General features: G+C 48.0%; 16 protein-coding genes. All 16 read right to left on the bottom strand.

The annotated features are described in order from the left end of the window. Positions 1–616: 616 nt before the first annotated feature. Positions 617–1,036 (bottom strand): cytidine deaminase, encoded by a 420-nt coding sequence (locus R50345_RS22680; protein WP_042130321.1) that lies wholly within the window; start codon positions 1,034–1,036, stop codon positions 617–619. Between the two features lie 265 nt (positions 1,037–1,301). Then, a complete protein-coding gene (locus tag R50345_RS22685; protein ID WP_042130323.1) occupies positions 1,302–1,697 on the bottom strand; it encodes a diacylglycerol kinase family protein in 396 nt (131 codons plus the stop codon). Next, entirely contained in the window at positions 1,697–2,194 is a 498-nt protein-coding gene (gene ybeY / locus R50345_RS22690; protein WP_042130325.1) for an rRNA maturation RNase YbeY, read from the bottom strand. The genes R50345_RS22685 and ybeY overlap by 1 nt, the downstream gene beginning before the upstream one ends. Further along, the gene (locus R50345_RS22695) at positions 2,191–4,446 is read right to left on the bottom strand and encodes an HD family phosphohydrolase (RefSeq protein WP_042130326.1); all 2,256 of its coding nucleotides are present in this window, start codon (positions 4,444–4,446) and stop codon (positions 2,191–2,193) included. Before R50345_RS22695 ends, ybeY begins: the two co-directional genes overlap by 4 nt. 14 nt (positions 4,447–4,460) lie before the next feature. Further along, positions 4,461–5,432, bottom strand: a complete 972-nt coding sequence (locus tag R50345_RS22700) for a PhoH family protein (protein ID WP_042130328.1) — start codon at positions 5,430–5,432, stop codon at positions 4,461–4,463. 15 nt (positions 5,433–5,447) lie between these two features. Then, entirely contained in the window at positions 5,448–6,629 is a 1,182-nt protein-coding gene (gene yqfD / locus R50345_RS22705; RefSeq protein WP_042130330.1) for a sporulation protein YqfD, read from the bottom strand. After that, positions 6,626–6,919 carry a sporulation protein YqfC gene (gene yqfC / locus R50345_RS22710; protein ID WP_042130332.1) on the bottom strand — a complete coding sequence of 98 codons (294 nt, stop codon included), beginning with the start codon at positions 6,917–6,919 and terminating at the stop codon, positions 6,626–6,628. The genes yqfD and yqfC overlap by 4 nt, the downstream gene beginning before the upstream one ends. Positions 6,920–7,088: 169 nt before the next feature. Continuing rightward, on the bottom strand, positions 7,089–7,640 hold the full coding sequence (locus R50345_RS22715; protein ID WP_042130333.1) for a YqfB family membrane protein: 552 nt from the start codon (positions 7,638–7,640) through the stop codon (positions 7,089–7,091). 18 nt (positions 7,641–7,658) lie between these two features. Next, the gene (floA, locus tag R50345_RS22720; RefSeq protein WP_042130335.1) at positions 7,659–8,660 is read right to left on the bottom strand and encodes a flotillin-like protein FloA; all 1,002 of its coding nucleotides are present in this window, start codon (positions 8,658–8,660) and stop codon (positions 7,659–7,661) included. Between the two features lie 61 nt (positions 8,661–8,721). Further along, complete coding sequence (locus R50345_RS22725; protein WP_042132398.1) at positions 8,722–10,086, bottom strand: NfeD family protein; 1,365 nt, start codon at positions 10,084–10,086, stop codon at positions 8,722–8,724. Positions 10,087–10,323: 237 nt separating this feature from the next. Then, positions 10,324–10,767 (bottom strand): GatB/YqeY domain-containing protein, encoded by a 444-nt coding sequence (locus tag R50345_RS22730; protein WP_019909242.1) that lies wholly within the window; start codon positions 10,765–10,767, stop codon positions 10,324–10,326. A gap of 15 nt (positions 10,768–10,782) precedes the next feature. Then, entirely contained in the window at positions 10,783–10,956 is a 174-nt protein-coding gene (rpsU, locus tag R50345_RS22735; protein ID WP_036657994.1) for a 30S ribosomal protein S21, read from the bottom strand. Positions 10,957–11,096: 140 nt separating this feature from the next. Then, the gene (locus tag R50345_RS22740) at positions 11,097–11,456 is read right to left on the bottom strand and encodes a histidine triad nucleotide-binding protein (RefSeq protein ID WP_042130338.1); all 360 of its coding nucleotides are present in this window, start codon (positions 11,454–11,456) and stop codon (positions 11,097–11,099) included. Between the two features lie 366 nt (positions 11,457–11,822). Continuing rightward, entirely contained in the window at positions 11,823–15,239 is a 3,417-nt protein-coding gene (locus R50345_RS22745) for an AAA family ATPase (protein WP_042130340.1), read from the bottom strand. A gap of 1 nt (position 15,240) precedes the next feature. After that, positions 15,241–16,422, bottom strand: coding sequence for an exonuclease SbcCD subunit D (locus R50345_RS22750; protein WP_042130342.1), 1,182 nt, complete (start codon positions 16,420–16,422; stop codon positions 15,241–15,243). A 40-nt stretch (positions 16,423–16,462) separates the two neighbouring features. Continuing rightward, a complete protein-coding gene (gene addA, locus R50345_RS22755) occupies positions 16,463–20,590 on the bottom strand; it encodes a helicase-exonuclease AddAB subunit AddA (RefSeq protein WP_042132399.1) in 4,128 nt (1,375 codons plus the stop codon). Between the last annotated feature and the right edge of the window lies 1 nt (position 20,591).

A 20,591-nucleotide genomic window follows, 5' to 3' on the forward strand; every position in this document is an offset into this window, starting at 1 on the left:
CCCCTAAATCCCCCTTCGTCGGGGGATTTAGAGAGCCCCGTCCCGCTGGATACCCGGAAATAGGCGTATCTGCAACGTTCGGCGGGATTAGAGGGACGATGTGCATGAGCGCTTTCGTCCCCTATCGGGGACACGCTTCACTGTGGCTTATCCCCACGGCTCGCACGCTTCTGAGCTCACGATGATAAAGAAAGCAGAGATGTAGCTACAGGCAAGTTTATAAGTAACAATGTGCTAGAATTTGCTAGCTCCGTTTACGTATGCTAGGAATCGCTAGCGGCTTTGCCGTGGTGCTTACCTCGTAATGTTACTCTAACAGCACATAATTTGCATCATTCTAACCTAACTTGATGATGATCGCACACTTTTAATTGTATTTTGTACAGTTAATTCGACTTAGAACTATTTCTTTGATGTGATAGTTGTATTCTGTGCAATTAAATTCTGTCTTACGAACCAACTATGGATTTAAACAAGAAATTAATTGTATTTTCTACAACTAAACATAGATTAATGTGAACTCGGGGCGATTTAACTGTACATTGTGCAATTAAAACAGCAGCCTTCGTTAGTTTAAACTTGATCTGCCTTTACTGGCAAAATTCAGACTCTCGTTTTACTCAGGAGCTTGTCCTTGCTTCAGATCTACGGGACCAAATGCGCCTGGGAGTAATTCTCCCACAGTGGTCTCAACGATATCACCCTTCATGTTTCCAAGGATAACCTTCATGTCTGGTGAACACAACTCAATCATAACTTGCCGGCATACACCGCAGGGTGATACAGGACCATCTGAATCGGCAACAACGGCGATCGCCTTAAATGAACCGATAGCATGACCGTCAGCGATAGCACGGAATAAAGCTGTCCGCTCTGCGCAATTGGTTGGGCCAAAAGCAGCGTTTTCTACATTACATCCGTGATGAATATGACCATCCTGATCAAGGAGGGCGGCTCCGACTCCGAATCGGGAGTAGGGAATATATGCCTTAGCACGTGCTTTAATCGCTTCTTGCATAAGAAGAGCGGAATCCATATTGGTTCCTCCTAAAGTTTTGTTAGCGTCACTTCATAGAATTACTTCGTACAAAACTACTTCGGAAGCATCCACTTCGTTTTGTTAGCGTTACTTCATAGAAATACTTCGTACAAAACTACTTCGGAAGCATTCACTTCGTTTTGCAGAGCGTTACACCGTAGAATTACTTCGTACAAAACTCGCTTCCTAAACATCCAGTAACCAAAGAGGCGGAATCGCAAAACGCGGGTCCGCCTCTCCCCTGAATTGAATTGTAACCTGATTATGACATAAGTCCGCTAATCCAGTCCATCACCGGGTGGTAAAAAACATAGACCCCAACTAAGACAGCAAACACCGCCGTAAGAAGCACAGCTCCTGCGGCGGTATCTTTAGCTCTCTTAGCCAGTGGATGAATCTCCGGCGAGATCAGGTCTACCGTCGCTTCAATTGCCGTATTGAGTAGCTCGGCGGTTAAGACAAGCGTGATTGAAAAGAGTAACAGCATCCAACTGGCCAGTGGAAGTCTGAACACGGCAGCGGCAACAAGTACAACCACAGCCAAACAGCAATGCACCTTCATGTTAAGCTCGGATTTGAATGCCGACACGATGCCTTGCGATGCAAACCGAAAAGAGTGCCAGAACTTCTTGTGTCCTACCGCCGTGTTCTTCACCATTAGCGAGTCAACCCAACCTGAGCCAGTACCTTCTCTTGCTTAGACATCATCTCAGCCTCTGAAGCTTCATCCTGATGATCGTATCCTAACAAGTGCAGAAATCCGTGCACGAAGAGGAAACCAAGCTCACGCTCCAGCGAATGACCATATTCCTCCGCTTGCTCCTGAGCACGAGTTACGGAAATGATGATATCTCCCAGTACGTCCGGAACATCTTCCAGCGCTTCGCCTTCTTCTACTTCGTATATAATGTCCAGCTCGTCCTCTCCGCTTTCATTCATCGCAAAAGAAAGTACGTCTGTCGGACGGTCAATTCCCCGGTACTCCAAATTCAACTCATGAATACGAGTGTTATCGACAAAAGTAAGTGCAACCTCTCCCTTATCGATCCCTTCCGCTTCACCTGCTTTTTGCAAAATGCTCTCCAGCAGCGCTATGAGATCGTCCTTTATCTCGTATTCTTCTTGCTCGTTATCCCAAACGATCTCCAAACTCATGGGTTAGCTGCCCCTTCCTCTTTTTTCGGCTTACGCACATCTTCTGGGTATTCGATCCGTGAATGGAAAATTCCCATGACCGTTTCTTTCAGCGTCCGTGCAATAATATCCAATTCTTTAATTGTTAAATCACATTCGTCAAACTGATGATCATCCAGTCGACTCTTAATAATCTTTTCAATCATCGTCTCCACCTGTAGGACAGTTGGTTTACGCAATGATCTCACCGCAGCTTCAACACTGTCGGCGATTCCGACAACGGCCGATTCCTTCGATTGAGCCTTCGGACCAGGATAACGGAAATCTTCTTCTGTAAAATCAGGCTCTACACCTTTTTCTTCCGCCAGCTTCAGTGCCTTATGATAAAAATAATGCAGGAACGTAGTTCCATGATGCTGCTCCGCAATATCACGAATCGGCTTAGGCAGCTTATATTCTCGTTGCATTTCCACCCCATCGCGGGCATGGGCCACTATGATAGATTTACTAAGCTTCGGTTCAATAGAGTCATGCGGATTTTCCATGTTATTCTGATTCTCAATAAAATAAAACGGACGTTTTGTTTTGCCGATATCATGATAATACGATCCTACACGGCACAGTAGACCGTCTGCTCCAATCGCTTCCGCGGCAGCCTCCGACAGGTTACCTACCATTACACTATGGTGATAGGTTCCCGGTGTTTCGGTAAGAAGCTTGCGCAGCAACGGATGGTTTGGATTAGACAATTCTACCAGTTTCAGTGCTGATAGAATCCCAAAGGTTGCTTCGAAGAAAGGCATCAGACCAATCACAAGCACCGCAGTCAAAAGTCCACTCGCAAAAGCAAAACCAACAGCATACAGCGTGCTTACATCTTTCCATTCTCCACCAGCTAACAGCATCAGCATAAAGACAGTCACACAACCAAAAAGGGATACCATAATCCCACCCTTTAATAATGTGGAACGCTGACCTGCACGATGAGTGGCAAAAATAGCCACATAACAAACAACTATTGAAAAGAAGCCAAAAGTGAAATCAAACACCGAATTCTGCTGAACATTCAAAATGATACTGGCGAGTATACTGATCAGAATAGAACAGAAGTACGCTAATGTCATATCCAGAAGCATGGTAATCAGCATAGCACCAATGGCTACTGGAGCCAGATACCCAAGATAGGAATGGACATCCGTCTGCAAAATTGCGGTCAACCGCATAGTGATAATCGTAATAACAAAAACAAGCACCAGCATTAATAACTGGGAATTATTATACTTGAAGCCCGCGGTTCCGCCCGAGTATCGGATAAATACCATCAAACCCGCAGATAGCATGGTAGCAAGTAATAGCAATCCAACCTGAGGCCAATAGTTAACCTCATTACTTAGCAGGCCATTCTCATCCAAAAGAGCGTACAGCTCAGGAGTGATTTTTTGTCCTTTAGCCACGAGGACGTCCCCTTGCTCAATGAACACATCAGGTGTGTTCTCACGAGCCTGTACCTTCGCTTCCTTCGTTGCATCTTCGTCATAGAACTTATTGCTTGTAATAACGAGCCTTACTAACTCTTGCACAACCTCACGCGCCGTACGCTGACTCAGTGAGCTGATACTGACCTGCTCCGCCACTTTGGCGCGTGCAGTCTGGGCGTCCGTGATTTGATCATTCATCAGCCTAGTCACAATATCACGGGCGACTGGCTTCATTTCGATAATGTCCTGAGAGGTCAGTCGTGGAATCTTAATATAAGTTTCATCAGGAATGACATAGGTCTGCTCTTTTATGACGGATTGCATTTCCTCCAAAAGATGATCAGAATAAGTGCCTCCGCCCCGATTTGAGGCTATGAAATTTAAAATAAAATCATTGGCTCTCTGCGGGATCTCATCACGATAAATCTCAGTCTTATCGCTTTGCGAAATCAAATCATCCTGATTGAGGCGATCAATCCGGTCCAGCAGTGAGGTCACAAGATTATCAGCCCTCATCGGGATAATTTTGTACTTAGGCGATACACCTTCGGCAGCTTCTTCCGCCGCTTTTAGCGTTGCCTTCTTGTCCAGAATTTGCTTAGGCGCTGTAATCTCCTTCGCACTGAGCGTATTCTCTTTAATATCATATCGCTTGGGCAGCAGATCGGGCGACAGACTGAAGTAGAACACAAGTCCGAGTAACAGGAAAAGAGCATAGCGTGTCGCCGCGCTATACTTCCACCCGTTGTTCGTATATACAAATCCGCTTAATTTAGATGGTTGCTTTGAAGCCATGAAGACAATCCCCTTTATTGGAGGTTTTCGGCAGAGCGGTCATAGGCAACGATTATTTTCTGCACCAGGGAATGCCGTACTACATCCTGTTCCGCGAAGTAGACAAAGCCAAGTTCTTCTATGCCGGATAAAATTGCTTTGGCTTCAATCAAACCGGATTTCTTGCCGCGGGGCAGGTCAATCTGGGTAACGTCACCTGTAATCACCATTTTGGACCCGAAGCCGAGTCGAGTCAAAAACATTTTCATTTGCTCAGGCGTTGTATTCTGCGCTTCATCCAGGATGATAAACGAATCATCCAGCGTACGTCCGCGCATATAAGCCAGCGGGGCAATTTCAATTAATCCCCGTTCAAGCGCCTTAGCCACCTGATCGGGCCCCATAACGTCGTATAAGGCATCATATAACGGACGGAGGTATGGATCTACCTTTTCTTGCAAATCCCCTGGAAGGAACCCTAGACTCTCTCCTGCTTCTACTGCGGGACGCGTAAGAATGATACGCTTAACAGAACCTTCTTTTAGTGCCGTAACTGCAAGCACCACTGCCAAGTAGGTCTTCCCTGTTCCTGCAGGACCGATTCCGAATACAATATCACGCTTCTTGATCGTTGTCACATAATGCTTCTGGCCAATCGTTTTGACACGGATAGGCTTTCCACGAAAAGTTGTTGTAATTTCTCCTTTGAACAAATCGAGCAATTGATCGACTCGAAAGTCTTTCGCCAGCTCCACAGCGTACTGCACGTCACGTTCAGTAAGTATGTATCCGCCCCGAATGAGGGACAGCAGCACATTAAACAATTGCTCCAGCATGTCTACTTCCCGCTCCGCACCACGTATCGTTAACTCTGCTTCACGGGAATCAATAATAGCGGGAATTTCACTCTCGATGATTTTTAGGAATCCATCCTGCGGGCCGAACAGCGATTGCGCTTCTCCCGCATTTTGCAAAGTTATACGAATGCTTGCAGTCTGTTCTGACAAGTAGCCTCATTCTCCTCAATTGTTTACTATTGGCAGTTCTTCGGAAATTTTCTCTTCTACTTCAAAGATCACTTTCATATAAACTTTACCATTCTCTTTCTTCTCATGCAAAACTTTTTGACTTTTGATTACGCTATCAACGCCATAACGCGCCAAAATATCATTCTTCGCCCGCTCGATTCCCTTTTCAAATCCAGCCTCGGGAGTCAACGTCTCACTCGTTTCACTAATCTCCAATTCTTTCTCAGTCATTAGGCCCAGCGGCAGCTTAATGGACCGCCAGGACAGCGGATCATGTTCAGTAAGCGTCCGTGATTTCTCGAAAAGAGATTCGCCATAACCCCATAGCTGTATAGCCCATTTGCCAAGCACCAGATAGGTTCGATCCTTACGTTCCCCTGTATATGAGCTGTTCGTTGTTGTAAGAGGCACCTCTATATTGTATTCATGCCATACTAGACCTTTAACCTCACCTTTAGCTACCACGTACTGTACATTTTCTTCGTCGCCTAGAGCACCAGAGATCAGGATATCGCCTTTTTTAACCCGAGAGTTTCGAGCCACAACCGGTCTGCCCTGCTCCGCATATATTTCAGTTACCACCGCATCTGTTCTGCTAATCAAATGCCGCTGACTAAGTAGAGGTTTGATATCCGGCTGTTTAGATTCTACCACTTGAATTTTAATGCTCGTCCCCGTCCGCTGCACCCCTATCCATGAAACGCCAGGTAATTGGGCTAGGAGCCCCTTAGAGAGCTTGTCCGGCTCATCCAGACGCCATATCCATTGAAAAGGATACACGCCCTCCTGGCGAGCAGCAGCCAATATATCCTCAGAGGCGATCTTTTCATTCCCCTCGACTCTGATGCTCCACACCATCGTAGATAACATAAAGAGCGTAATCCCGAATACCAATATCCCTATGCCAAAAAATTTCCGTTTCCACAGACGCGCCATTAGAAATGGTAGTCCGCTTCTTCCTGTAACGTGCATCCGACAGCCTGTCTTTTTTAAAATCGGACGGAGGACATAAAAATCATCCAGAAGCAGCTTAAGGGAAGCGCCGCCCTCAGCGGGCCTCACATCCCAAATCACTATCCCTGCTTCAGAAATGACATTAATAAATCTCTCCACCTGAGGCCCCGTCACAAGCAGTGTAACGGATCCCCGCAGTGCTGAAAGAGGTGGTTCCTTCATGATTTCCCCTCGCTTTCGTTATATCTGATCTCTCCGATAATGCCTTCTACCGCCAGTTCCTGGCCAAGAATATTGCGGATGACAAGATTCTCTCCCGTGATTTCAAGCGATCCTTTAGCTAACGCGAGCTTAAGCTGGCCTGATGAAAAATGCAGCACGCCGCGATGGTTCTCGATATACAGTTCTTTGTTGCCGATCAGGGTGATCCGGGGCATTTCCTGTAATAAATCCTGTGGTAGATCTAGCACCCCGTTTGTCCATCCCCGCAGCCTGCGGCCAATACGGGTCATAAGTAGACGTTCCCCCTTCCTGCCTTCTGTACACCTTATGCGGCAACGCTTTTGTTTATGAGAAGAAGTAATAAAGGAGCAACTTTCAGATATAAAAAATGCCAAAAAAGCCTTGGCCTCCTATCGCAAAGATAGGAAAACCAAGGCTTAATTGTTACTATGCTCGAAATTACGATCGTCGGGTGGAATGCGGCTGGCGAGCACGCGGAGGTCCTAGAATCTCCGCCCAGACTACACCATTGCGCAGTTCATCCCTATTCCCTGTTCTATTTGACTGAACAGCTATGTCAGAGGACGAATTCTTCGTCTTCTTCGACTTGGGATCCGCTCCTGCTATTCCATCAAAAGCAGATTGAAGACGCCGCACCTCTTCCTGCATTCTTTGTGTGCGCAGTTCAACTCCGTCATCAGCGTACTCCAAAGACATACCTTCTCCAGTAGAATAATCTGGCGTTGGGATGTAGGCAGGCTCTGGAAAGGCAGGTGATGCGTCATACTCACGGGAGGATGTAGTAACAGGGGTTGGAAAACCACTGCCAGTCTGTTCCGGTCGGTCTCCGTTCCCGTCTACATCTTTATTACGGCGGAGAGGATTCCCTTCTCCTCCACCAAAAGTAGGCATTCCTCCGCGTGTAGCACCTTTGGGCTTGTTCTTCGTAGCCTTGTTCACATTGGATACAATCGCGAAGATAATTACCGCAACAATATAGATCCAGCTCATGGAGATTCACATCCCCTTTTATTTGTTATTGTTAGGACGATTATTGTCGTCCTGATCATTCATTTTGCCGAGGGAGCCGCGCATTTGCGTATCCGCCTCAATATTTTTGATGTTCATGTAGTCCATCACACCGATTTGACCATTTCTGAGCGCCTCTGCCATCGCCATAGGTACCTGAGATTCAGCTTCAACAACAAGCGCCTTCATCTCAACTACGCGCGCCTTCATCTCTTGCTCATGAGCAACAGCCATTGCTCTGCGCTCTTCTGCCTTGGCTTGCGCAATACGTTTATCCGCTTCTGCTTGCTCGGTTTGAAGATAAGCACCGATGTTCTTGCCTACATCGATATCCGCAATATCAATGGATAGGATCTCAAAAGCAGTTCCTGAATCCAGACCTTTGGACAATACTGTACGGGAAATCAAATCCGGATTCTCCAGGACATCTTTGTGTGAATCACTCGAACCCACTGTTGTTACAATCCCTTCACCAACACGGGCAATGATTGTTTCTTCACCTGCACCACCCACGAGACGGTCGATATTGGCACGTACAGTAACACGTGCTTTTACCTTCACTTCAATCCCGTTTTTAGCGACAGCCGCAACAACCGGTGTCTCAATTACACGAGGGTTAACACTCATTTGCACAGCCTGAAGCACATCGCGACCTGCAAGATCAATAGCCGCTGCGCGAGTGAATTCCAGAGGAATATCTGCACGTTGTGCTGCAATAAGCGCATTAACAACCCGGTCTACATTACCACCAGCGAGATAGTGACTCTCCAGTTGATTAATATTCAATCCAAGACCTGCCTTAGTCGCTTTAATCATTGGATTAACGATGCGACTTGGTGTTACTCGACGCAGTCTCATCGCCACTAGTGTAATAATGCTGATTCTTACCCCTGACGCCAATGCTGAAATCCAGAGCATGACCGGGAAGAAGCTTAAAAATACGCTCAACAAAATGATCACGACTACCGCGATGAACAAAAAAGTAATTAAAGATGCTTCCATAACCTTATAACCTCCAGTAAATTATTGTGGAGCTAATTCTTCATACCCTTTATCTTTTACCTTATTCCTTAATTTCCTTCACCACAATCCGTCCGCCCTCAACTTTTACAACTGAGACCGGTGCATTAACGCTTATAAAGCTGCCTTCTGTAACGACATCTACCCGCTCGCCGCCAATCATAGCTGTTCCGGATGGACGAAGTGGCGTAATACTGTTTCCTATAGCTCCAACTAGGCTTAACTTCTCTTCAACAGGTACAAATCCCTGATCTTTAGAGAGCGTATCCTTTAAAATAAACCTATTCCAAATTCCACGTTCTTTAAATGCGACAGCCACAATCACAATGACTACAATAGCAGCCGCGAATGCGATGCCCAGACTAAACAATGCATGTGTAAAGCTGTATGCTGCGCGTACGACACCTGCCACAAGACTCACGGAACCGAGTAACCCCAATATCCCAAAGCTCGGCACAAACAGCTCCAGCACAAGCATGACAAGTCCGATTATGAATAAAAGCCAAGTCTCAGATCCGGCAAACCCTGCTACAGAGTTTCCGAAAAAATATAAAACAAAGGCTAATATTCCAATAATCCCAGGCGCACCAAAGCCCGGTACGATCAGCTCAATCACAACACCTGTGATCCCGATGAATAACAGAATCGTCATAATAATCGGATTTGTCAGAAATTGCGACATTTTCTCGGCACCCGTATGCTCCACACGAAAAATGTCATCTGTAGTATAACCTAACCAAGTAATCGCTTCTTCAGGAGTGGTTGTAATTTGATCAGCATAGCCAGCTCTTAAAGCTTCGTCACTAGACAAGGCAATAATTTCGCCCTGCGCTTTAGATACGCCTAGATCCGGCTTATCCACAACCAAATTACTATCGACCATTCCCGCAGCAATATCAGGATCACGTTCATTTAGAGCAGCGGCTCCAATCATTTTCGATTTCCAGTAGGACACCATCTTCGCGTCATCTACTTTCTGGCCGCTACTATCCACTAGAGATGCAGAACCTATCATGCTTCCCGGCTTCATGATGATTGCACCTGCGTTTAGTGCTATGTAACTGCCTGCAGAAGCGGCATCACCTTTAATAAATGCAGCTGTAGGTATGTCACTATCTCTTACCATCGTCCCAATCTGTTCTGCTGAATTCACCAATCCACCCGGCGTATCCACCTCAAGTACAATTAGAACTGCACCATAATTAGCAGCTTCTGCAAACCCTCTTTCCAAAAAGCTCTGAAGACCTCGTTCAATTTTTTGATCAACCGGAATAATAAACACAGGCCCTTTCTTCATCTCGCCACTTGCAGCTATCGGTGCTTTTGGTGCTGTTACATCAGCGCTTACATTCGGAATAAACGGGGTTAAGAGCAGTAACAGCAGAACAACGGGAATGCTTGCTAACATAATTTTCCGTATTCTTTTCAATGTTTTACCTCCCTTCTTCAACTTGACCCGGGATACATAAACGTTATTACGCCGAAAACAGATTTACGTTTCAAAACAAGCTAAAACGCCTACAGCGTCCAATTAAGGACGGTAAGCGTTTATGCGAAAATTATAAGGATAAAGTATGGTGTGAAACTAATAATTTCTTATAATTCAAAGAAAAGCACCCCTTTTACAAGGGGTGCTGGCGCTATATTATTGCAGAAATTGTTGAACCGCTTGGTTCACGAGTTTACCATCGGCGCGACCTTTGACCTTAGGCATCAGTGCGCTCATGACCTTACCCATTTCACTTTTCGAAGAAGCACCGGTTTCCTGGATGGTCTGCTGTACAATTACTTTAATTTCTTCTTCGGAAAGTTGCTCGGGAAGATACTTAATAATAATCTCGATTTCTGCCTTCGTACTCGCGGCAAGCTCATCGCGACCCGCTGATTCAAATTCTTGGAGGGCATCTTTGCGCTGTTTGATTTCACGACTAAGGATATCAAGCACTTCGTTGTCGTCCAATGTTCTCTTCAAATCTATTTCAAGATACTTTATTGTAGAACGAACCATTCGAATCGTGGAGAGCGTGAACTTGTCCTTACTCTTCATCGCTTGCTTCATATCTTCGTTCAATCTCTCGCTAAGATTCATGCGTGGGTAATCCTCCTAAAACTTTCTCTTACGAGCAGCCTCAGACTTCAGCTTTTTCTTAACGCTTGGCTTTTCGTAATGTTTGCGTTTCTTCACCTCAGCCAAGACACCATCTTTTGCGATGGAACGTTTAAAGCGACGAAGTGCAGCATCAATTGTCTCGTTTTTGCGAACTTTCGTTTCAGACACAGTTTCCCCTCCCTCCGACCATACCGTCCAAGAGCATAACACGGTTTATCAAATTCCATTATAGGTCAAACGGAAATAGGGTGTCAACCTTCGTGTTATTCTTTTTTTCTGGCAAGTTCTTCAACATTTAATGATTGTACTTATGCGTGAGAAGCTGAGTTTCCTGTAAGAGCTCCCAGCTTGGCCCCACCAAGCAAGTGATAATGAAGATGAGGCACAGCTTGTCCACTATCCGGACCACAATTATTGATCAAACGATAACCAGACTCAGCAATCCCAAGATCGATAGCGATCTGTTGCGCTACACTGTGAATTTCTGCGATCAGCGGAAGATCCTCAGGTGTGACATCATTCATGGAAGCAATGAACTTCTTTGGAATGATCAACACATGTACCGGTGCAGCCGGCTCGATGTCGTAGAATGCAAGAATACGTTCGTTTTCAAATACTTTTTTGGAAGGAATAGTACCCTCAATAATTTTGCTGAACACGGTCTCCATAGCGTACTTGCCTCCTAAAAATTGGTGAAATTTTGCTTCATCATAAGATAATCATACAGGATAATCACCAATTACGAAAGACGCCAGGAGATTCAACATCCACACTCTAAAACTGTATCTATTACAGAATGAAATTCCTTAAACAATTAAGTCGTTCTATAAAAACACCCGTGGGTCTAAAAAAGGCAAAAAAAAGAGAAACACCCTTCACAGCTTATAAAGCTGATTCGGCGGCGGACGTATGAAAAGGAGTACATTCCCTGTCATACGTCCGCCGAGGTGTTTCTAAAGTAATGTCGGCTTAGCTGTATTATAACAGCGTGATGATACTGTATCTGTGATATCAATCACAGAGTTTAAAATCCTTCACATTTTTTCCAAAAGGATACGAGATCCTCCTCCGCCCTGTTCAGCAGGAACTACTACCAGCTTACGCGGCAATCTTGCACGAAGCTCTGGAACGTGGCTGATAATACCAACCGACAGCTGATCGTTATGCAATCTTTCAAGTGAAGTAATCACTGTATCCAGCAGTTCTGGATCGAGCGTACCAAACCCTTCATCCAGAAAGAAAAACTGCAACGGATATTGTCCCCGGAGCTGGATCTGAGCTGAAAGAGCAAGTGCCAGGGAAAGGGATGTGAGGAAGGTCTCTCCACCAGACAGAGTTGAGACAGGTCTTCTCACCCCGCCGTTCCCATCATCTCGGATTACAAAGCCGCCACCCGAATCAACCTCCAGCGCATAACGCTGTTTGCTCAGGAAACGAAGCCGCTGAGAAGCGGACTGACACACCTGCATCAACTGCTCCTCCGCAATGTACTCAACAAAGGCATTCCCACGTAAGACAGTCTGCAGTTTGGATAGCTGATCTTGCAAAGAAGCGTGATCAATCCGCTGAGCTTCAAGCTCCATCCAGCGAATATGCCGATGCCGCAAATCCTCCAGATCACGCTCTGCACGCGCTCTAGCCTGTAGAGATATTTCATCCTCAGTCTTGCTTTCTCTCAAGGTGCTCTGGCTTACTTGCCATTCCTCTTCACTTAAGCTGGCCCCGTCAAGCTTCTCTTCAATGTTACGCAGCTGCAAGGAGACCTCAGCTTCTTCGGCACGATGAGCACGTACCCTGGAAGAAGCGATTTCCCGTTCTTCGGGTGTGAGCGCTGCTCCTTCAACCTCAGCAGCTGAACTAAACGGTGAAGATGCCAAGCTTTGTTCCCAATGACTGGTAGCTGCTGCGTAATGTTCACGCGCAGATTCTGCAGCCTGGCGAGAAATCGCAGCTTCCTTAACCTCATGCTGAGCCTTCTCCGCCGCTGTGAGATGTGATTGCTTACTTGCCTCCAGAGCCGTTAACAATTCCTGCAGACGTCCTTCACACGCCGCTAGAAGAGGAGCTGCCGCGCGACCATTCGTCCACTCCAGTAGACGCTGATCTTTTTCACGTTGCAATTGTTCCTTCCCTTCGATCTGTGTGATCCACTGGGCCAGCTCTTTGTCCAACCCTGTTATGGTCTCTTGAAGGCTCTGCACTGAAGCGCTCTTCTCTTCCAGAAACTTGACGCTGATATCAAGACGCGATCTAATTTCTTCAGCTTGTGCATCCTTCGCAACCAGCTCACGATATGCTTGTTCTACTTCACCTGGTGCCAAATCCGGGAATTGCTGTGCCCAGTTCTGCCGCATCGTCGTTAGCTGCGCGCTGAGTTCCTCAGCTTTGGCAGTAATTCCTTCCACCCAGCTACGTTCACCATCGACACCTGCTGCTTCTTTGAGGCACAGCTGCTGAACCTCCTGCATTGATTGCTGCCATTGTACCGCAGTTCGGCGCAGTTCACCGGACTGACCCTTTAATGCCAAAAATGTAGCTTCAAGTTCTGACAATTCTTTTTCCCCGGGAATAGACACATCGGTTGGAGGAACTTCAGCAGTACGGACTTCTGAACCTGCAGCTGCAGGGTGATTTGCCGCTTCAATAACTTCATTTCCAAATACCTGCTCCAGCCATACCTGATCCTGTTCACGAAGACCGCGGAACAGATGACGAGCTTCTAATGCCCGTCTGGATAACGCCCGGACTTGCTGAAGCTTCATTTCCAGTTCCTGTTGCTCTAAGCTATTCTGCAAGAATGCAGGTGCAGGATGATGCTCACTGCCGCATACAGGACAAGGTTGCCCTTCTTCCAGCTCCTTAGCTAGTGCAAGGGACAATCTGTGAAGCTCTTGATCCTTCATAGCTGCTTCCAATGCACCGATATCTTGCTCCAGGCGCTCCGCTGCGGTGCGCGCAGCTTCTTCTGTTGCCAGCAGCTTCTCTTGATGCAGCGCCGCCTCGCGGATCAGTTGCCCGCGAGCAGCTTCCTGTGACTCGCGACGGCCCTCGGCCTCCGCGAGTCGCGCCTGCGCAGCCGCCAGGGCAGCGGCACGCTCGAGGCGCTCCTTCTCCGCCTTATCCCACTGGGATTCGGCGGAGTGCAGCCCTTGCAGTCTCTGCATCGCTTCTTGCAGAGACTGCCGCTCCTGGGAGCGGACACCGAGCGGCTGCAAGCTCTGCTGAAGCTCTTGCTGGCGCTTTTGGCCCTTGGCTAAAAGCTCACGCTCCCGAGCCATGCCCTCCCGCAGCTCCGCTAGCTTGCGGGAGGCCTCTTCGCGGCGCTCACGCAGAGCCGCGAGTTCGCGCCGTAGCGCCCCGAGCTCGGACTCGAGCTCGAGCGCGCGGCGGTAGGTGCCGGCCCCCTCCCGGAGGGCCGGCTCTTCCGCCGCAAGCGCGGCCTGCGCAGCAGCCGCGGCGGCAGCGGCACGCGCCGCCTCCTGCTCGGCGGCGGCGGCCAGCACCTCTTGGCCCTCCGCGCGGGCCAATCGGCTCTTAAAGGCTTCTTCCGCGCTGCGCCATGCTTTCAGCGCGGGAAGCCTTGCCTCGGCCTCGTCAGCTTGGCCGAGCTTCTGTTCAAGGAGGAGAATCTCCTCCTCCTTGGCGAGCAGCCCCTGCCGCTGCAATTCGCGGCGGGTCCGTTCCTCTTGGAGCTCGCGTATACGCGCGAAACGCTCCGAGACCTGCAGCGCCGCCTCCAGCTTTCGACGGCATTCCGCAGCATAAAGGGTGGCCTGCTCGAGGCGCTCCGCCGCTGCCTCTACATCCCCTTTGCCTGCGCTGCCAAGACCCTGTTGCTCAGCAATCAGCGCGCGGAGCGCCGCCTCATTCTCCTTCACCCGTCGGCTAAGCTTGATTGCAAGCTGATCGCCATACTGTTCCAGATGGAACAGGCGCTGCAGCATTTGCCGACGATCTACGCCACGAAGCGATAAAAATTCGGCAAATTTCCCCTGCGGCAATACAACCGCTCGCGTGAAATCATCCATTTTTAGACCGATATGCTCCTCCACGCAGCGCGTAACATCTGCGAGCTTATCCGCCATGACGTTATCCCCGTCAGGTGTAATCTCAATGAAACGGCTAATCGTGTTACTGACGGTTTGCTCACCTGTCCGTTTGAACTTCCGTTCAACACGATAACGATGTGCCCCAGCGGAAGAAGTGAGCTCAAAGGTAAACGCCACGCTGAGTGAATCCTCAGAGTGATTCATAATCCCCTGTGTTCCATTAACAGCGCGCTCCACTTTTCCGTACATTGCCAAAGTAATAGCATCTAGCAAACTTGATTTACCGCTACCTGTTGGTCCAAAGATCCCGAACAGCCCCGTCTCACACAGACTTTCAAAATCTATTTCTTGCATTTCTCTATAACTCTGTAATCCTGCTACTTTTAATAGAATAGGCTTCACCTTAGTTCTCCTCTCCTTCCTCTGGCTGACGCCGTTCTTCTTCGGTTAGCTGTAAGAAAAGTTCTATCAAGCTGTCTTCCGGCTCCGCTCCGCCTGTCTGACGCTGATAGAATTTACGGAATAACTCTTGCACAGGCATACGCGAACGGGAAATTTGTTCGAGCTCCATCTCCATTTGCGGGTAGATCGGACGAATATGAATGATCCCCTCGCGTGACTTGCGCAAGCGTTGAATATCGTTCATCGACATAGCCTCACTAAGCCGAATTTCCAAATCTATAAAAGCAGAGGCATCTCTGCCTTCATCCAGCCAGGTATATACCTCCTGTAATCCGCCAGTGGAACTCCATCGTACAAGTGGACGCCCACAACGAAGATAAATTTCTTCGAAGGTCGGTTCACCACCCGGCGCAACATCAATCAGCGTCACCGACTTGGCCTGTCCTGCTTCAGAAAAGCTATATGCCAGCGGGGATCCGCTGTAACGGATCATTCCTTCCCCCTTAACTCGCTGTGCGCGATGAAGATGACCCAGTGCCGTATATTGCGCTCCACAGGCCAAAGCAGAAGGATCAACAGTATAAGCTCCGCCCACTTGAATTGGACGTTCCGAATCACTTTCCACTCCACCAAGCACATAAATATGGCTCATCGCCAAATTCACGGTCTGTGGTGTGAATTCCCGTCCCAACAGCTGCATGAGCTTGCCTACCCGCGCGCTGTAAGCCAGTCGAAGCTCCTCTTCCCCGCTGTCTCCAGCAAGAAGTTCACCGAGACGTGCCTCCGAGGGATAGGGAAGGGCTGCGATTTTAGCAATCTCACCCGTACGCGCAGCATGAATAGTCACTGGCTCAGAAGTAGGAAGACCCACCAATGTAATCCCCTGTCTTAATACAAGCGGTGAAACAGAAGATACGCGCTCCGGTTGGTCATGATTTCCGGCGATCACAACAAGTGGTCTTCCCCCTGAAGTCAGCCTAGCAGCAGCTTCATAGAATAGCTGTTCTGAAGCCGCTGGTGGATTAACGGAGTCATATACATCTCCCGCCATCATAATCAAATCCACTTTATGAAAATCGGCGATCTCCACCAATTCATCTATGAACTGCTCTTGCTCCTTCTGCCGGCTTCTTCCTTCCAGCGTTCGGCCGAGGTGCCAATCTCCCGTATGCAATATCCGCATCTTCGTCCTCTTTCCCCGCTCTATGCGGCAATGAATAGATTTATAATTTCACAGCATGTCCGCCGTCAAAAAAGTACAGCCAAATTTCGCTGATCGGTTCTCCCAAAATATCATGTAATGCCTTGCTGTATAACTCTAGCTGAAAACGATATTTTTCCTTAAGCGCTTCTATCCCACCCTGATGTTCTAAAACAGAGTCCGTCTTATAGTCTAGCAGAATGATCCGGTCCTCTTCACGGAACAGGCAGTCAATCACCCCTTGGATCAGCACAGCTTCACTAAAGCTTTCATTATGATTCTCTGGGTTTAGCTCTGATACGGCTTTATTCATATAATCGAGCCCTCGATAAGCCTCCTCTGCAGGAACCATATAACTGAAAGGCATTTCTCTAAGCTTCCAAGAAGAATCTATTAATCTACGACCAAGTTCATTCGTATAAAAGGCCTCTATCTGAGCCGGTTCCACCGCCTCCACCTGCTCAGCAGTTAGAATAGCCACTCTCTCTAGTCGTGCTAATGTTTCTTCCACAACCTTAGGGTCAACTGAACCCTCAAGCGGAATATGCTGCATAACTGTATGGTAGGCTGTCCCGCGCTCCGCTGGGGTTAGACTGCGTTTCTCCATAAATTTCGGACGGCGTAAATGAAGACTGTCTGCTCCTGCCACATTTGTACGTTTATTGTTTTCTGTTGAGGTAGCAGGGCGGCCGCCTTCCTCTAGGAGATCATAAGAAGGCTGGTCCTGCATCGACAACAAAGCTTTTAACTCTGTAACAGAGGTTTTGGCAGGAATGCCAGAGGCAGCCGTATACGGATAAGGCCATTCTAGTCTTCTGGCAATCTCTTCGCTATTCTCTGATCTATAAACATTTACAGATGCACCTTTTTGAAGCGCCTTGAGTACAGTTAGACGTTCTTCTGCTTTGTCTTCAGCGTTATCCGCTGGAAGGAATGCCCCTGAATTCAGGTCCGAAGCATTCTGTACAGTGATGCTCCAGTTCGAGATATCGCTGTGCAGCACTGTCGAGACAGTACCTTCTGAACCACCTAGCTTACGAAGAATAGCCGCTGCCGGATGCCGGATCAATGCCGGTCCAACCCAGTCCAAATAGCTACGTCCCCGGGCTAATAAATGATCAGCAAGCAACAATTCTTCCCGATTCTGCACACTGCTCCAGCTAGCGATTTTCCTTGGTAAATCTCTTACGGTACCGACTAGAATCATCTTATCTCTCGGGCGAGTTAAAGCTACATATAATACCCGCATTTCCTCAGCCAATAATTCAAGTCGTGTACGACGATTAATAGCCAAATAAGGAAGCGTTGGGTAGCTGACACGTGTTTCCCGCTCCACAAAACGTGGTCCGAAGCCGAGTTCTTTGTGCATCAGGAATGGAGAGTGCAGATCCTGCCGATTAAACTGCTTCGCCATACCCGCTATAAAAACAACAGGGAACTCCAAGCCTTTGGATTTATGGATGGTCATTATTCTGACCCCATTGCCCTCTTCACCACCACCACCTGCTACACCAAGATCTCCGCCATTCTCACGAAGCCGTGAAATGAACACCAGAAAACGGAACAACCCACGCGCCGCAGTATCATTCTCAAATTGAACCGCCCGATCATATAAAGCCTTAAGATTGTTCTGGCGCTGCGAGCCTCCAGGCAGTCCTCCAACCCACTCCAGATAGCCGCTCTCACCATAAATACGCCAGATCAGCTCACTGAGACTGCCTTGTCTAGCTGCATCTCTCCAGCTATCAAGCTGTCTCAGGAAATTCTCAAGCTTACGCTTCAACTCTGGGTTGATCTGCGGTACAGCTTCACTTTCTGCTCCTACATCATGAACGCCATTGTCAAAAGAGGCCTCATTAGAGAACGTATTTATATCAGCTGTGCTTGCGGATTCCATTTCATGGGCTGAGAAAAGATCGTACTCTTCCTCAGTTGCTTTTACATCTTGCATGTTCACTGCCACTTTTACAGCACGATAGAAAGAACCATGGCTGCACATCCGAACCGTAGCCAATTCCTCTTCAGTTAAACCAACAACAGGTGACCGAAGCACGCCAGCGAGTGGAATATCCTGCTGAGGATTATCAACTATTTTTAAGAGTGAAAGTGCAATTTCTACTTCTGTGGCTTCAAAATATCCTTTATTCAGATCTCCATAAGCAGGGATTCCCTCCATCCGCAGCTCTTCGATGATTAAAGGGGTCCATATTCTCGCCGAACGAAGCAAAATCACGATATCACCATAAATCACTGGGCGCATAATCTTAAGCCCTTTATCATAAATCAGCAGCGGGGATCCGCCATTCAGGCCAGTCATCTGTGAAATACGCCGAGCAATCGCCCGTGCTTCCAGTTGCGCAGTCTCACTCTCAATGGCTTCACTCTCCTGAAGTGGAGTCTCACTGTCCTCAGAAGTCTCTTCTACTTTACCTGCTGCCGCTCCGCGATCGATCAATAATAGCTCCGGTGCAAAAAAAGTATCTGGCCCCTTCTCTGCTGCACCCGGGAAATTCGCACCATACACAAGCTCAGCACGTTCGTCATAAGTTATCTCCGCCACTGTCTCGTTCATAATCTGCCGAAAAATCATATTTACGGCATTTACAACCTCCATACGACTACGGAAATTACGTGCTAGATCGATAACCGAACCGCCGGACGATTCATTAGGCTTATCAGATAACTCGCTTAACTCGGATTCGCCTACTGTATTGCTGCCACCTCCGGCATTATTAGAGCCAAAGCTGCGGTATTTATCCAGGAACAGCCCCGGCTCTGCCAGACGGAACCGATAAATACTTTGCTTCATATCTCCGACCATAAATCGGTTACCAGGTGTTTCGCGGGAGATAAGCCGCACAATCTCTTCTTGCACACTATTCGTATCTTGATATTCATCTAACAGAACCTCATCGAATTGGGCACGGTACTCCATCGCTGCATCAGAAGGCAGGGAATGGCCCGGTAGAGAATCTGGATGACGTAAAATTTGCAGACAATAATGCTCCAAATCACTGAAGTCGACGAGACCCCGTCCTGCTTTTTCGACTCGGTAACGTTCACCGAACGCTATCACCGTCTCAGCAAGCTCTGCCATAAGAGGAGCCGCCTCATTCAGTTCTCGCAAAAAAACATCCGCAGGACGGCCAAACAATGCCTTCTGAAGATCTAAAATACTCTTCTTCACACTATCGCGCAGTTCTTTAACCATTTCCTGCAGTCCAGGATCTGTCGAATCCTTCTTACAAGCTTTCAATTTCCCAAAGTATACTTCCATGAAAATATCATATAATTCTGCCCATGGCCGTTCATTCACAGCCTCCTGCAATGCATTTACCATCTCAAGATCGGCCGTCAGATTCTCGGCATAAGGCGCCGGACCACCTGGCTGTAGCGCGATCTCTCGGCCTTGGATAAGCTGACTGGCTGCACCCGCAAGGGTCAGCTTCGCTTCTTCAAGAATACTTAGCACCCAAGGAGTCCGACCTAAGCTATCTGTGTCTGGTAATGAGAAATCAGCTGCGGTATCACGAAGCCACTGCTCTGGCCAAGGATGGCTGCGGGCATAATCATGCAGTCGCTGTATGAGCGCATGTACCGCATCATCGCTGCGTTCACCACTGAACCAGTCAGCAAGCTGTACAAATACACTATCCGCGCCATCTTCACCTACTTCACCGTATTTTTCCTCCAGTAGCTCTTGAAGCAGCTCCTGCCGCATCATCTCTGCTTCATGTTCGTTCAGTATACGGAAACCGGGATCTATAGGAATAATCTGATAGTAACGCCGAATCACTTCCAGACAGAAGGAGTGTAGTGTTGTAATCGAGGCTTTCCCGAGCAACGACAGCTGACGGCGTAAATGGTCATTATCTCCATTCTCCTCAAGCTCCCGATCGAGTGCTTCCCTAATCCGCTGGCGCATCTCGGCAGCAGCAGCTTTGGTAAACGTAGCTACTAGCAATCTATCTACGCTAAAGCCATTCTCTTCCTTGCTGATTTTGCGAATAATCCGTTCTACAAGTACCGCTGTCTTACCGGAACCTGCCGCCGCGGCAACGAGGATATCATCACCGCTCTCAGCAATGGCGCGCCACTGGTCATCACTCCATATGCTTCCTTCCGGTTTCGCTTCTATTTCAGACTTCATA

It is taken from the genome of Paenibacillus sp. FSL R5-0345, from assembly GCF_000758585.1.
Classification (GTDB): Bacteria; Bacillota; Bacilli; order Paenibacillales; family Paenibacillaceae; genus Paenibacillus_AQ.

Bases quoted from the DNA above. Each gene is read 5' to 3' on its own strand.
- R50345_RS22680 (WP_042130321.1), bottom strand. From the start codon at position 1,036: ATGGATTCCGCTCTTCTTATGCAAGAAGCGATTAAAGCACGTGCTAAG.
- R50345_RS22685 (WP_042130323.1), bottom strand. From the start codon at position 1,697: ATGGTGAAGAACACGGCGGTAGGACACAAGAAGTTCTGGCACTCTTTT.
- ybeY (WP_042130325.1), bottom strand. From the start codon at position 2,194: ATGAGTTTGGAGATCGTTTGGGATAACGAGCAAGAAGAATACGAGATA.
- R50345_RS22695 (WP_042130326.1), bottom strand. From the start codon at position 4,446: ATGGCTTCAAAGCAACCATCTAAATTAAGCGGATTTGTATATACGAAC.
- yqfD (WP_042130330.1), bottom strand. From the start codon at position 6,629: ATGAAGGAACCACCTCTTTCAGCACTGCGGGGATCCGTTACACTGCTT.
- yqfC (WP_042130332.1), bottom strand. From the start codon at position 6,919: ATGACCCGTATTGGCCGCAGGCTGCGGGGATGGACAAACGGGGTGCTA.
- R50345_RS22715 (WP_042130333.1), bottom strand. From the start codon at position 7,640: ATGAGCTGGATCTATATTGTTGCGGTAATTATCTTCGCGATTGTATCC.
- floA (WP_042130335.1), bottom strand. From the start codon at position 8,660: ATGGAAGCATCTTTAATTACTTTTTTGTTCATCGCGGTAGTCGTGATC.
- R50345_RS22725 (WP_042132398.1), bottom strand. From the start codon at position 10,086: ATGTTAGCAAGCATTCCCGTTGTTCTGCTGTTACTGCTCTTAACCCCG.
- R50345_RS22730 (WP_019909242.1), bottom strand. From the start codon at position 10,767: ATGAATCTTAGCGAGAGATTGAACGAAGATATGAAGCAAGCGATGAAG.
- R50345_RS22740 (WP_042130338.1), bottom strand. From the start codon at position 11,456: ATGGAGACCGTGTTCAGCAAAATTATTGAGGGTACTATTCCTTCCAAA.
- R50345_RS22750 (WP_042130342.1), bottom strand. From the start codon at position 16,422: ATGCGGATATTGCATACGGGAGATTGGCACCTCGGCCGAACGCTGGAA.
- addA (WP_042132399.1), bottom strand. From the start codon at position 20,590: ATGAAGTCTGAAATAGAAGCGAAACCGGAAGGAAGCATATGGAGTGAT.